This is a genomic window from Pseudomonas sp. PS01300, assembly GCF_029960155.1.
Lineage (GTDB): Bacteria > Pseudomonadota > Gammaproteobacteria > Pseudomonadales > Pseudomonadaceae > Aquipseudomonas > Aquipseudomonas palmensis.
Genome location: NZ_JASCPN010000005.1, coordinates 107,458 through 120,111, shown reverse-complemented (window position 1 = coordinate 120,111; position 12,654 = coordinate 107,458). Strand labels below are relative to the sequence as shown.

Below are 12,654 nucleotides of genomic sequence, written 5' to 3'. Positions count from 1 at the left end.
CCCGCAAGGGGTGGCCTTTTTCCTTTGCGTGACTTTTGCGTGACTTCTCCCATTTTCACGCCTGCCTCCTCTTCAAAATCGTCAGCACCGGCCCACGCGAGTCCGTCGCTGAAACTTTGTTTGCCGCCTCTATCAACTGGCCGAGCTCCGCGCCAGAATAGTGACTGGTCACGCTTCCGTTTTTGTGACCGAGTAGCGACTTCCGATCTTCCTCTGTTACACCTGCTGCTTTCAGGCGCCTGCCGAAAGTGTGCTTCAAGTCGTGAACCCTGATCGAAGCGAACCCGGGGTGTGCCGGCCGCAAATTTTGCTCCTGCCAGAGCTTCGCCGCGCGCACCCTCGCTTTCTTCCACGCCGAGTCGTTCATCCTGTGCATCCCGGTGCCGTTGTAGGGGAACACCCATTCCCGGCTTATCCCGCGCTGCCCGTCAATGATCGATCTGGCAACGGTGTTCAGCACCACCAGCCGCTCGTCCCGGTTCTTCACGCCTGAGTTCTCATGTCGGCCGCCGAAGTCGGCAGGGATCAGAAACACGCTGGTGCCCAGCTCGGGTACCGAAATCTCCCAATCCCACCTCAGCTTGCAGACCTCCTGCTCGCGGCAGCCAGTGTTCACCTTGAACAGGGCCATCCGCTGCAGATGGTCCGGCAACTCCCCGAAGAGAATCGACTGCTCATCCCACGACATGGGGTATGGCTTTCGACTGGCTCTCTTCTCCTCCAGCTTGGCCAGCAGCGGAATGCTGTCGAGCCAGGGCCTGCGCTCTTCATCCCGCCACTTCCGGCAAGCCAGCGACAGAACCCGAATCACCCGCTCGATCGCGATGTTCACCGTCCGGTTGCTGACCGCCTTCCTCACCTTCCCATTCGGCAAGTCTTCGTCCGTCTGCCGGTCCCGAATGAACGGGGCCAGCGCCTGGTCGTCGATGTGCGTCAGTGGTAGGTCGCCCAGGTACGGGTCCAGCTGCTGCAGGCACAGAGCCGTCAGCTTGATCGACGGCTGCTCCTTGTGCTCGAGCAAGTACCTGGTGGCCGCCTCGCGGAACGTCCGAACCTGCCGAACTCCATACACCTTGCGCTGGCGGATCTGCTCCAAGCGGTGGATCAGATACTTTTCTGCTTCCGCCCGGTCACCAACTCCAGTGCTTTCGTAAAGTCTCTCTCCGTTGATCTTCTTGTCGATGTGCCAGATGCCGTTCCTTTGGGAAAGGCCTGTGATTGTCTTTCGCGCCATCCCTTATCTCCTGATGGGCGCTCGCTGCGGGGTGATTGTCGTCCCTGAGCGCCTTCTTTCGCAATTGCCATGGCCTGGATGTAGTCGTTCACCCAGGCGTCCAGCTCTTCCCGGTCAAAGCCGATACCGCGCTCCCCGATGGGGAACTCGCTCACATGCGGCCTGACGGTCTTGTTGAATTCGGATCGGCACATGCCGAGGTAATGCGGAGCTTCGCCGGCGCGGATGATGCGCGGCAGAATGCGTGCGGCCGGTGCCGCGCTGGCGTTTGCCATGTGGTTCTCCTGCGGCCAGATCAGGCCAAGAAGTGGTGCCCGACCTTCGCCGCCCTGGCGGCTTCCTCGGTGCGGAACATGAGCTTTGTTTTGCTGGTGCTGCCCCAGGCGTTGTACTCGACATCGACCCACCAGGCGCCGAACTTGCGGTACGGCTCGCCGAGGATCTTCGTGACGTAGCAGTCGATCAGGTTCATGGATGGTCTCCACGCCGCCGGTGGCGGCAGGTTGGTGGTCAGGACGTTGCCTTGGCGATGGTGTGTTCGAACCGCGATGCCAGTTCGGCGTTGACCTCGGCTTTGGCCAGGCTGTCAGCGGTACCCTTGGCCCGATGCAGGGTTTCGTACTTGCGCAACTGGGCTGCGGCAGAAGTCAGGTCGTCCAGCAGCAGGGGCGCCGAGGCGATCAACTTGGCGTTTGCCCGGCGCAGGTCTCGGCCGAGTTCCGCAGGGCCGATCTCGGTGAAGGTCACGCAGTCTCCACAGTCAGCGATCATCCAGCCGTCAGAGGGGAGTGCTTTCACGCCATCGCCGCTGTCGGCGCCGAGACCGGTGAAAACCTCGGTTTCGTTCAGGACTTCCCATGGGCCGGGCGTGTGTTTGTGTTTCGTCATGGCAATAGCTCTCCATGCCCGCACATGTCGGCGGGCTTGGGTTATGGGGATTTGATCTTTGCTTTAGGTTGGAATAGCGTTTTAATGCGCCCCTCACCTTACGAAGAGGGATCTTGAAGTGAATGATTGGGTGGATTTTTTCGAGGATTTTCCGGAGTACGACAATTCCGATCCTAGTAGCAAAAAAAAGGGGCCGGCTTTGGATAGGGAGCAGGTCCAGCACAGGAAGAAAGAGAGGGACGAAGTTCAAGCAATGCTTGATGCCGCTCTTCTTCTGAATCCTCTAAAGAAAGGAAGTTAGTTCGAGCTCATGCGGCCGCACTTATGTGTTGCGGCCGCGACCAGTTCCTTAGGCACCTGGACGGTAGCGCCGAGCTTGGCCTGCGCTATTGCTTGGCAGGCGGCAGTGAGGGTGCTCGGGCCGCCACCGCTTGGAAAGACCTCCTGGCCGCTGGCCTTGCACACGTACGCGCACGAGTGTTCTCCGGTTGGGCTTCGGCTGAAGCCGCTACCGTTGAAGCTCGTTTGAACACGGTGCTTATCGATCAATGGCCCACCCAGCGCCCAGTCTTCCCAAGGGTTGTAGCGTTTGGTGTGCTCGATGGCCTAGCCCTGGTACCGGGCGAACACGCGCCAGGGCACGCCGTTGTAGCCGGGTGGTGCCAGGAACACGTCCAGACCTTCCGCCTTGCCTACTGCCCACCCCAACGCCTCGCTGGCCAGGTCTGCCGTCTTCACTTCGATCAGGTCAGTCATGCTGCATGGCCCTCCGGCGCCTTCTCGTAGAAATGATCATCCGGAGGCCCGTAGCAAGCAGTCCGCAAGTACTTGCAAACCTTCAGCGCGTCCTGCTCGGTAGGGCTCGTCCCAGCATTGCTTGGAACCTCACCGCTTGGCGTCCAGGTGTAACCAATCCCGCCGATTGGATTGTCATCATCGGGAATATCCGTCACGTACTTGCGACGTCCTTCATCGCCCATCTTGTAAATTACGAAGGTCACAGCTGATACCTCTCATCAATCCAGCGCCCAGGCGCCAGAGCGGGTGTAGGTTCGGGTTGGGTTTCGTGCGGGGAGAGCTGGCGCTGGTTTTCCGCTACTTGCGGGAGCCATATCTTCACGCAGCTGATCGAGTCATTGCCAAGCGACCCCATCACGTAGCAGACGACGCCCCGCGGCTTGTCTTCGAAAGTCCAGACGCCTGACGGCAGTTCGGTTGCGCCGGCGCCGGTGGCCAGCAGCAGGAGGCAGAGGGCGAGGCGGGTCATGATTTGCTCCCGATCGATGCCGCCGCCTCAACGATGGCCCGGCGGGTGGCACGGAAAGGATCGTCGCCATGGTAGATATCGAACTCGCCGAAGCGCTCGGCATCCACGACGGTGTACGGGTCGGTATCGCCGTCGAAGGGCTCGACGATATGGATCTGGATGCCCAGGCGGTCACCCCGCCCCATCAGTACGGCCAACCGCAGTGCGTCGCCATCGTTGATCAACGGGTTCCAGTGAGCACGCACACCCGACTGACCCTTCAAGCGGAAAGGCCACTTTGGGTCACGGCAGGTGCATGACTCGATCTCAAGGTTTGCGGCCTTGGCGGCCAGCTTGAGCAGTTCAAGGTCGCGTTCGTCTACTTCGGACACAGGCATTCCTTGGCCGCCATATCGCGGCAGTGAATAGAGGGGAGAGGGGTTACAGCTGGGGAGTACGGATGTACTCCGATCAGGATTTGGCCTTTGCGACGAGCACGCCTTTGTGGGTGCTGGTGCCGTCGACGGCCATTGAGGTCACGAAGTAGTGATTCTTCTGGCGGTTGTAGACGATCTCTTCGCGTGCCGTGCCGGGGTCGATAACCAAGCGGGTCTGAGCACAGATGAGGCTGCCGGACACAGTGAAACTGAGCCAGTCGCCTTCTTGTATTTGGCCAGGAGCGGTGAGCGGCTGCCATGGCCCGCACTCAACCGGACCGCTCGACTCTGCACCTGAAGACGCCTCGCCGCATTCCGGACAGCCGAGTTTGTTGGCGTAGCTGTGCGCGCACTCTTCGCTCGGCTCTGCGCTGGCGGATAGGGCGGCTTCCTCCAGACTGTCACCGAGAGGGAGGCCGAGGGGTTTGAGCGCTTCGCGATGTTTGCTGACTGCCGCAAGAAGAGCTGCAAGCTGGGCGCGCAGGGCGTCGCAGTTCTGCGTCTGGACCTTCAGGGCAAGGTCGGCATTCTCAACCCTGCGGCGCAGGTCGATAGCGTTCTGCGCATATGCCTCTTTGTCGGCAACGGCGCTGGCCAATTCTTCGCGCAGCCGCTCAACCTCGCCAGTATCGGCGTGGGTGTAGAGAGGCCCGAGCTTTTCAACTTCGGCTAGGCAGGCGTTCCATGCTTCGGCATAACCCTTGGGTAGGTTTCGGCCTTCTGGCATCCGCACAGGAAGGCGCTTCGGCAACGCCACCGGCTCACCTTGCGCAGGGCGGGTGTAGAGCGGAACCATGCCAGGCCCTGGTTCGGCCCACATCCATTCATGCAGATAGATACCGCCAAGACGCCCAAAAGACTTTAAGTTCTCAAATGACCTGGGGTCTGCGTAGGCAACCGGCTCGCCCTGGTGCGGCTCGGCTGGCTTGCCGAACCCGTTGCAGATTTCTTCCCAGATCTCGAAGGCGCCGCCGCCGCATACACGGGCTCGGGCAGCGATCAGTTCTGCCAGGTCATCGGAGAGTTCGCGAGGGAAGCTGACCATCTCGCTGTTGCTGGATCGGTTTTCTGTGGGCATGGGGATGCTTCCTTGTGGCAGCTACAGTTAGCTGGTCAACCACTGAGGGAGGGCCAGGTATGCAGGATGAATTCCGTTGTCAGAATCCGAGATGTGGGACCCTAATTGAGGGGCGGGGGAGGATGCGTGAGGACCCCAAGACCGGCTGTCTCGCCGTTGTTTGCCCCCACTGCAGCTCCAAGCACGTCGCCGTCGAGAACCTTGGGGTGGCTAGTGGTCCGAATCGTTTTCGCTTCGAACTTAGTCGCGATCCGGGTGATGGCACTGGCGGCAGCACTGGGGATGGAGGGGGGTAGCTCTTTGACTATGCCGCCTTTAGCAATGCTTCTATCACCCGCTGACCCGCTAGCGGCGGTACCGCATTACCGGCCATGTGCATGGTCAGCCGGTGATTACTTGGGCGAAGTGTATTGGTTGGGAACGACATTGCCGCTAGGGCCTCGCTGGCGCTTAGCATCCGCATAAGGTCGCCGTCGACCAAGGCCCAGCGGTCTAGGGTGGTGATGGTGCCGATCGGCCGATTGATGTCGCGGCCGGTGGTGCCGGAACCCTTGCCGTAGTAGGGCATGATGAACCGGTCGCCGAAGCGCTGGCGGCCGTTGCTCACGCGGTCAAGCGTGGCTTGGGCCCGGCCCGGCTTCTCGATTGGCGACCATCGACCTCCATCGAAGTCGAGGAAGCTAGCTGCCGGCACATGTCGCTCCTGCGGTAGTTGCAGCATCAGCGGTGCCTTGCTGCGCGTCAGGACCATGAATAGGCGCACTCGGTGCTGTGGCACGCCGAGGTCCGCGCAGTCCACGATGTGCGGCGCTGCCTGATATCCAAGGGCCTGGACCGCCTGAAGCCAGGCCGGGTAGAGCACCCAGTCGGTGAACTCCGGCACATTCTCAATTACTGCTGCCTGCGGCCGGTGCACCTCCAGCGCTGATACCGGCGCCCAGGCCGTCGAGCGCGAAGCGTCATGTTCAGGGTTGCCCGACCTCTTGCCGCGGGCCTTGGCGTGGCCCTGGCAGCAGGGCGAGGCAAGCAGGATGTCGTGGGCCGGCACATGCTCCCACTTAGCCTGATGCAGGTCCTGGCAAACGTGCTGCGTATCTGGGTGGTTGGCGCTGTGCCATTCAACGGCCACCGGCCAGTGGTTTGCCGCCCAGAGAACCTGGACGCCTGCGGCGCGCGCGCCGGTGCTCCATCCGCCGAGACCGGCGAACAGGTCGATTGCTGTGGTCATTGAGGTCTCGCTGTGGTGGTCAGCTGCCGAACAGGCTGAATTGGCTGCTTGATCGTTGGCAGGCTGGGTTTAGCCAGAGGCATTCTGTGCGGCAGGCAGTGCCTCGGCCTGCCGATATCCGCGCTGATGTGGTGTGCCTGGTCCAGCCAGTCAAAGTGTCGTCATAGAGCTCGCTGGGGTAGCCGGACAGGGCAACCATTCCTTCTAGCTCGAGCAACGACTTGAGTAGATCGGCGTGCTGGCCGTCGTCCATCTCGTGCCGGTAGTACCGGCCGCTCTGTGCGTTTTTGTATCTGGTTTCGTGCACGTACGGCGGATCTACGTAGTGCAGGGTCGTCCTGGCATCGTGCGCCTGCATGACCTCGATCGCCGGTCGGTTCTCGATGAGAACGCCAGTCAGTCGCTGTCCGATCGTGGCGATCGACTCTGGATACTCGAGCCAGAGTGATTGGGCGGTGCCGTATTCGCGTTTGGTATCGATACGAAAGCCCGTGATCCCCTTGGTAGCACCGGCTGAGCCGAAGCCCATTTGCGCACGGACTATGGTCCGCCGAGCCCGTTCGACTGGATCTTCAGCCGGCTCCCATGCGCGCTCGAACTCCTGCCTGGCATATGGCGTCAGTACCACCGCCTCAAACAGCGCTGCCCGGTTCTGCGGGTCCTGCAGCACGCGGAACAAGTTCACGATGTCGCCGTCCAGGTCGTTGTAAACCTCGGCGTAGGAGCGGGGCTTCTGCATCAAAACGCCGGCGGCACCGCCGAAGGGCTCGACATAGCACGTATGCCGTGGGAAATACTGGGTGACCCACGACGCAAGCCGGAACTTGGAGCCGTGGTACCGGATCACCGGCGCTGAGATGGTCATGGAACACTCCATTGCAGGCGCCGCCCTCGCCGGGGAGGCGTTCATCGTTTGAGAGGGGAAGGCGCTGGCGGGCAGCGCGGGATCATGCGGCGACGGGGTACTGTTTCGCCAAGGCCTGCTGAACTGCCGCGATGATGCGGCAGAGGTAGTCCCAGTCAGGGTTTCGCTCCATGGCATCGGCCGGCAGGTTCCACCAGTCGTCACCGAACACGCGATGCATGAACTCGCGGTGGGCGCCGCCGCACTCATCGAGCGAGCTGGTGTGGCGAACATCCTCGGCCTCGTCGATCAGGCTCCGGGCGTCTTCTGCGTCCAGATCCCGATCACGCCGCATTTGCACGATCACCTTCCGCGCTTTGTCGGCCAGCGCTTCAGCACTGAACCGGCGAGAGCTCAGGGCTCGGTCGAAGTAGCCGATGATGTAGGCGTCGTGCAGCTTGCAGAAGAACTGGCCGATGGTCAGGTCATCCCACATACCGCCCCAGTAGGCGTGCCAGGTCTTGTCGTAGCAGCTGACGGTGATCTTCCCCTTGCAGGGGGCGAGGTCTTCCAGATAGACGCTGATCGGGTCCAGGCCATCGACGCCTGTGATCAGCAGCTTGGTGACGGTCGAGGTCTCGACTTGCATTGCGGTACTCCATGCACGGCGCCGCCCTCCGTGCTGGTGGCGGAATGGTGGCATTTTGGTTTGGGATGGGGTATTACGGGTGACCGGCATGGGGCCAATCGAGGGAGTCCAGGGTGCTTACGAACGAAGAAGTCTCAGTAGGGATTGTTGCAATTCTTGATGGTGAACAGTTGGTAAGGGATGAGGCTGTCACCGGTCACTTCTGGAGAGGAAGCGACATCGGAGGAAGGCCTTTCCTATGTATCGCGGTGGAAGGGCCAGTGTCCCACTGGCTAGAGGTAACACGCCAGTGGAGTCGGCTAAGACTGAATATTGACGCGTGGAAACAACCAGGGTCGCCAAAGTGGATGAAGGACAAACAGTACATCTGTGACGCCAGGCATGTCTTCTCTGGGCCTCACCAGTCGTTTACCAATGCGTCTAGCAAGGAAAAGCCTCATCGCCCGCATAGACGCCCTTGGGTGAATGAAGAGGGGATCGAAGCAGTGCTTGCAGAAGTGAAGAAGTACAACCATTCGTGGGAGCCAGATGGAATTTGTACTGTTGCCTCATAGCGACGGGGTGAGAATTTCATCTCCTGGGTCCTGCTGAATCATCAGCATGCTCTTCCGGTCGAAGGCCATGGCAAGTCGTAGTGAGATGCTGATTTCATGTCGTGGCGGGGTGAGAAACTTCGCCGCGTGCAGCTGGCCCAGGGCGTGGACGCCGTGGATCAGCGCCTCAATCATCTGGCTGTAGCTGGCATCAGCCCAACCGCATATGGCGCGCAGGTGCTGTCCGGTTCGCTTCCTGGCTGAAAGCCGCAGCGGTTCAGTCCGCGCCACAGCTCGGTGAGCTTCGATTTCGTGGCGCGCTATCCGGAACAGTGCGTGATGCCCGAGCGCTTCGATGTGATGAATCATCAACGTCATCGCCTCGCCCTGTTCCTCGATCCCGGCCCACTCCATCAGCTCCAATAGGGCCTGTTTAGTCCCTGGTCTAACCTTCAAACGCAGGTCTTCTTCCTGCAGGCGCTCGGCCTTGGCCCTGCGCTTCTCATCACGCTGCTGCTGCGTCAGAGCCATCATCGCCTCCATTGCGCACGAAGGTGGTACCCGGCCCGATGTCGAGCAGGTCGCACACCCGGGTGATGATCTTGAGCGCTGCGTCGAACACCTTCGCATCGTCCGGCTCTCGGGCCAGGCGCTTCATGTTCGGCTGGTGCTCCAGGCAGACCTTGTCGACCAGGCGCCGGGCCAGCCTGCGCAGGTGATCGGCGCTGTCGTGCTCCCGTAGGCTCAGCGCGAAGGCCAGGGCCACATCATCGGGCCGGTACTGGCCGCCGCTGCGGGTGTTGTACAGCTTCTTGACCGGCCGATTCATCCAGGCCGGCAGGGTTACGACTCCAGAGGGTGCTTTCTGCATGTCTGTGCTCCGTTAGGCCGCTGGGCGGCAGGTGGAACTGTTCTTGCCGCCGGCGCTGGCGGACCAGGGAGTTGATCCGCCTCATGCCGCGCGCACCGAGTCGATCTGCTCGGTGATCTCGAACAGCTGCCGGGTCAGGTTCTCGATGGTGGCAGCACCGCGCACACGTTCGGCGCGGCTCCACTGGCAGCTACGGTTGAACAGCAACTGCAGGTTCTGCTCCAGTTCCTTCCGGCGCTGGGGCATGTCGAGCATGGTGGCGAGCGGCATGGCTATGCACCTGCGAGGTGATGGAGCGGGGTGAACGGGATGTCGTCGTCGAAGCTTTCGTAGTCGGGACCGTTCGTTCCTTGCTGGCTCTGCTGCGGCGCCGGCCGTTGTTGCTGGGTGCGCTGCTGTTGCCGTGGCTGTTGCGCAGACTGGTTACCCTGCGCCTGCTGTGGCGGGTTGCCCGCGAACTTGATGATGATCACCTTCCCGGTGAGCTTCACGCCCTGCGAGTTGTCGCCCTTGGTGTAGGTCTCGATATGGGCATCGTCGATGGTGAAGTGCAACTGCTGCCCCTTGAGCAGGTATGGCGCCATGGCCTCAGCCTGCTTGCCCCAGAGCGTGGCATCGACCCATTGGGTGGGGCGCTTTCCGTCTTGGCCTTTGCGTCCGTACTCGCAGGCCAGGGCGAGGTTGCAGACGGCATTTCCATCAGGTGTATAGCGCAGTTCAGCGTCGCGGCCCAGGCGGCCGATATCGGTAAGAGTAGGCATCGTGATTCCTTTGGTTATGCGGCCGCGCCGAGCACCTTGTTCATGCGCTCGTCGAGGATTTCGTGGAAGGTTTTCACCCGTTCGGTGAGCTTGCGGATCATCACTTCGTCGCGGTACACACGCTTGACGAAGAGCGGCATGCCCGGCCAGTAGCTGATGAAGTCCAGCCACTCACGCTCGGAAACCCACAAGCCGCCCTGGCACTGTGCGACGTGTTCCTTGGGCACTTCACCGTTCAAGATGACGCTGACCTGAAACTTGGGGAGCTTGGTCTTGATCTCGGTCAGGCCCTGGTCTCCGACCAGAGCGTCCGGCGAGTACCCGATGCCGTGGTTGAGGATGATTCCGACCGAACGCGTCTTGATGCTCTCGCGGTCCTCGTAAAGCCCGCGCGCGACCCCCTCTAGTTCATGACCGCGAATCGTCGCCTTGGTCTGGAAGGGGATCTCGGCAGCCTCCTCGGTGATGCGCTCGCCGATCAACTGGTCCATGTAGGTGAAGGCGGCCACGCCGAATCCGGCTTCACCCTTGCCGGCGACCAACAGGCAGTCCAGCTCGGAGCAGGTGATGATCCCTAGGCGAAGGGCAAGCCATTCAGGTGTGCCCTGTTCGATATCAGTGATGATCTGCATCTTGAGCCTCCTGGGCTGCTGTCTCGTGTTGCTTCACCGATTTGCTCAGCATGCCGAGCACCTGGTCGAAGGCGGCCTTCTCGACGGCCGACGGCGTGCCGTGGATGCTGGCGAACGCTTTCTTGGCCTTGTCGCTGCACCGCTCCAGCAGCATGGCCAGCTGGGTGGCCTGCACCGAGGTAACCCGGGGCGTGATCACGGCGCCGTTGCCGTCGTCGTCCTCGCCAGTGGTGGTGAAATTGAGCAGGGCGCCGGCGGTGTAGCGCTTGCCGTAGCTGACGCTGGAGGCCACGGCTTGGACGCCGTTCTTGCTGCCGCTGGTGTCTGCCGGCAGGACCAGAGAGGTGGTTTCGCGGTGACCGGCCCGGTGGCTCAAGACTCCCTCGACCTCGATGCCGCGCTCGTTGCGTGGTGTGCGGAAGGAGAGGGCGAAGCCGTGGCGGGCGAGCACCGGCTTGATCATCTCGTTGATGTCCTCCCAGAGCGCGTAGGTGCTCTGGATGCGGCCGCTCTTGTCCTTGATGCCGCCGCGCTCGCCGATGACGGGCAGTTCTTCCTGCATCGCGGCCAGGGCCTCGTCGTACTGCTGCTTGGCCTGCAGGGCCTGGATGTTCTGATGCATGACCATCAAGCGCTCCATCTTGTCGATGTCAGCGTTGGGGGACATGGCCACCTGTTGGATGATCTGCAGGACGGTGACAGACTCGGCGGCTACGGCCGGCGGCTGGGAGTGGGTTTCGACCCTGGCTACTTGGCTCATGGCGACCTCAGAAGTTGATGGTGATGTTTGGGACTTCGCGGCGGGCGATCTTGAGCACGATGGCCCTGGCCAGCTCCTCTGTGATGTTCAGTGACATCAACGCGGTTTTGGCTTCTCCCATGACTTTGGTCTTGTGGGCTTGGTCGCGCTCGCGGACTTCCTGCTGCCGGAGGATCTCGGCTGCAGCGGCATCGGCGCGGCGGCGTTCTTCCTGGCGCGCCTGCTCGGCTGCCTCTTCTTGCCGTCGAGCGGCGTCCTGGCGCTCCTGCTCCATCTGCTGCTCGGTAGCAACGCGGTCGGCCTCTGCCTGAATCCGGGCGCGCTCTGCTTGTTCGGCTTGCAGCTTGAGCTGCAGGCGCTGGTTCTCGGCTTCACGCTCTTGTGCGGCATCCTGGTCGATCAGTTCCTGCTCGCGGCGGGCTGCGGCTTCACGCGCTGCCTGCTGCTCTTGGGCCACGCGCTGGCGCTCAGCCTCGACTGCGGCCTCCTGTGCCGCTCGGATGCGGTCCTGCTCGGCGCGCTCTTCTGCTTCGCGGCGCAGGCGGGCCAGTTCGGCCTGTTCGGATTCGTATTGCTGGCGGGCAGCCAATGCAGTACGCAGCGCCTTCAGCGAATCGTCCTTGGCCCGGGCGGCTTCGGCTTCGAACTCTTGCCACTGCTCGCCCAAGGAGACGGCCTCAACCTTGGCGATTCGGTCGGCCAAGTCCTCGGCGGTGATGCCGTCCAGGTCCTGGGCGTTGAGCTTCAGGTGGGCAATGGCGCTGTTGTGCCGATCTACCCGGGCATCCTCAGCGGCCTGCCAGTCGTTCAGCGGCTTGCGCACTTCGTCGCGAAGCTTGTCCATTTCAGTGACGAACTCGCGAAGCTCGGTCTCGACGACCTTCGGCATCTCCTTGAGGCGGCGCAAGTAATCTCGACCAGGATTCTCCACTGCTTTCTTGGACCGGCTCACTTCAGCTGCCAGGCTGGCGATGCGTTCGCGCCCTTTACGGGTGGTCAGATCTGGCACTTCGCCGCATACCTGCGACCTGGTGTGCTCAAGGAAAGGTTTCAGGCCGCCCAGCACGTAGATGGCAGGGGCGTTCTCTTCGCTGATGTCGTCGACGGTGATCAGCTGTTGTTGTGCGGACATTGGGACACACCTCGCGCTCCATGCGAGCGCCGTCAGTTGGAATAGGGAAATGCCAGGTCACCCAGATTGGAGGTACGCTCCAGGCCCTGGCTGCGGTGGATGGTTGCGCGCTCTCGCCGCTTACGCTCCCGAAGGGGTACGGTTATCCCGAAGGGCCGCCGTGCTCGGCTACGTGATTCAGGAAGTGATGCTGCCGGCCAGTGCGCTGGCGAGCATGAATACGGTGCAGGTGAAGATGGCAGAGAAGGAGCCGCGCCAGATGACCAGGCGGCGGGCGCGCTGGTAGCTGGTCATTTCAGCTCTCTCCAGCCCAATACGCCGCCGATGAAAATGCCGTCATGGGTGGCCCATCGCCCTTCAT

At 61.8% G+C, this 12,654-nt stretch carries 18 protein-coding genes and 1 pseudogene; all 19 read right to left on the bottom strand.

Going from position 1 to position 12,654, the window contains the following annotated elements; all coding sequences use genetic code 11:
* Window positions 1-55: 55 nt before the first annotated feature.
* The 19 genes and pseudogenes from QMX96_RS04855 to QMX96_RS04765 all read right to left on the bottom strand — a co-directional run bounded on the left by QMX96_RS04855 (window position 56) and on the right by QMX96_RS04765 (window position 12,293).
* Window positions 56-1,219, bottom strand: coding sequence for a tyrosine-type recombinase/integrase (locus tag QMX96_RS04855; protein ID WP_282361310.1), 1,164 nt, complete (start codon window positions 1,217-1,219; stop codon window positions 56-58).
* On the bottom strand, window positions 1,105-1,509 hold the full coding sequence (locus QMX96_RS04850; protein WP_282361295.1) for a hypothetical protein: 405 nt from the start codon (window positions 1,507-1,509) through the stop codon (window positions 1,105-1,107). The genes QMX96_RS04855 and QMX96_RS04850 overlap by 115 nt, the downstream gene beginning before the upstream one ends.
* Window positions 1,510-1,529: 20 nt before the next feature.
* Entirely contained in the window at window positions 1,530-1,706 is a 177-nt protein-coding gene (locus tag QMX96_RS04845) for a hypothetical protein (protein ID WP_282361294.1), read from the bottom strand.
* Window positions 1,707-1,744: 38 nt separating this feature from the next.
* Window positions 1,745-2,122, bottom strand: a complete 378-nt coding sequence (locus tag QMX96_RS04840) for a hypothetical protein (RefSeq protein WP_186663811.1) — start codon at window positions 2,120-2,122, stop codon at window positions 1,745-1,747.
* A gap of 297 nt (window positions 2,123-2,419) precedes the next feature.
* A pseudogene (locus tag QMX96_RS04835) lies at window positions 2,420-2,878 on the bottom strand (phage protein NinX family protein).
* On the bottom strand, window positions 2,875-3,123 hold the full coding sequence (locus tag QMX96_RS04830) for a hypothetical protein (protein ID WP_282361293.1): 249 nt from the start codon (window positions 3,121-3,123) through the stop codon (window positions 2,875-2,877). Before QMX96_RS04830 ends, QMX96_RS04835 begins: the two are co-directional and overlap by 4 nt.
* On the bottom strand, window positions 3,120-3,389 hold the full coding sequence (locus QMX96_RS04825; protein ID WP_282361292.1) for a hypothetical protein: 270 nt from the start codon (window positions 3,387-3,389) through the stop codon (window positions 3,120-3,122). The genes QMX96_RS04830 and QMX96_RS04825 overlap by 4 nt, the downstream gene beginning before the upstream one ends.
* Complete coding sequence (locus tag QMX96_RS04820) at window positions 3,386-3,760, bottom strand: hypothetical protein (protein WP_282361291.1); 375 nt, start codon at window positions 3,758-3,760, stop codon at window positions 3,386-3,388. The genes QMX96_RS04825 and QMX96_RS04820 overlap by 4 nt, the downstream gene beginning before the upstream one ends.
* 79 nt (window positions 3,761-3,839) lie before the next feature.
* Window positions 3,840-4,883: a hypothetical protein gene (locus tag QMX96_RS04815; protein WP_282361290.1), complete on the bottom strand. Its 1,044-nt coding sequence runs from the start codon at window positions 4,881-4,883 to the stop codon at window positions 3,840-3,842.
* Window positions 4,884-5,187: 304 nt separating this feature from the next.
* Window positions 5,188-6,111, bottom strand: a complete 924-nt coding sequence (locus tag QMX96_RS04810; RefSeq protein WP_282361289.1) for a DNA cytosine methyltransferase — start codon at window positions 6,109-6,111, stop codon at window positions 5,188-5,190.
* A gap of 19 nt (window positions 6,112-6,130) precedes the next feature.
* A complete protein-coding gene (locus QMX96_RS04805) occupies window positions 6,131-6,976 on the bottom strand; it encodes a DNA adenine methylase (RefSeq protein WP_282361288.1) in 846 nt (281 codons plus the stop codon).
* Between the two features lie 82 nt (window positions 6,977-7,058).
* Window positions 7,059-7,604 (bottom strand): hypothetical protein, encoded by a 546-nt coding sequence (locus tag QMX96_RS04800; RefSeq protein ID WP_282361287.1) that lies wholly within the window; start codon window positions 7,602-7,604, stop codon window positions 7,059-7,061.
* 548 nt (window positions 7,605-8,152) lie between these two features.
* On the bottom strand, window positions 8,153-8,668 hold the full coding sequence (locus QMX96_RS04795; protein WP_282361286.1) for a hypothetical protein: 516 nt from the start codon (window positions 8,666-8,668) through the stop codon (window positions 8,153-8,155).
* Window positions 8,643-9,008 (bottom strand): hypothetical protein, encoded by a 366-nt coding sequence (locus tag QMX96_RS04790; RefSeq protein WP_282361285.1) that lies wholly within the window; start codon window positions 9,006-9,008, stop codon window positions 8,643-8,645. The genes QMX96_RS04795 and QMX96_RS04790 overlap by 26 nt, the downstream gene beginning before the upstream one ends.
* Before the next feature lie 81 nt (window positions 9,009-9,089).
* Window positions 9,090-9,278, bottom strand: a complete 189-nt coding sequence (locus QMX96_RS04785; protein ID WP_282361284.1) for a hypothetical protein — start codon at window positions 9,276-9,278, stop codon at window positions 9,090-9,092.
* Window positions 9,279-9,280: 2 nt separating this feature from the next.
* Complete coding sequence (gene ssb / locus QMX96_RS04780) at window positions 9,281-9,769, bottom strand: single-stranded DNA-binding protein (RefSeq protein WP_282361283.1); 489 nt, start codon at window positions 9,767-9,769, stop codon at window positions 9,281-9,283.
* A gap of 14 nt (window positions 9,770-9,783) precedes the next feature.
* Window positions 9,784-10,401, bottom strand: coding sequence for a lambda exonuclease family protein (locus tag QMX96_RS04775; protein WP_282361282.1), 618 nt, complete (start codon window positions 10,399-10,401; stop codon window positions 9,784-9,786).
* A complete protein-coding gene (locus QMX96_RS04770; RefSeq protein WP_282361281.1) occupies window positions 10,385-11,161 on the bottom strand; it encodes an ERF family protein in 777 nt (258 codons plus the stop codon). The genes QMX96_RS04775 and QMX96_RS04770 overlap by 17 nt, the downstream gene beginning before the upstream one ends.
* A gap of 7 nt (window positions 11,162-11,168) precedes the next feature.
* Complete coding sequence (locus tag QMX96_RS04765) at window positions 11,169-12,293, bottom strand: hypothetical protein (protein WP_282361280.1); 1,125 nt, start codon at window positions 12,291-12,293, stop codon at window positions 11,169-11,171.
* Window positions 12,294-12,654: the final 361 nt, after the last annotated feature.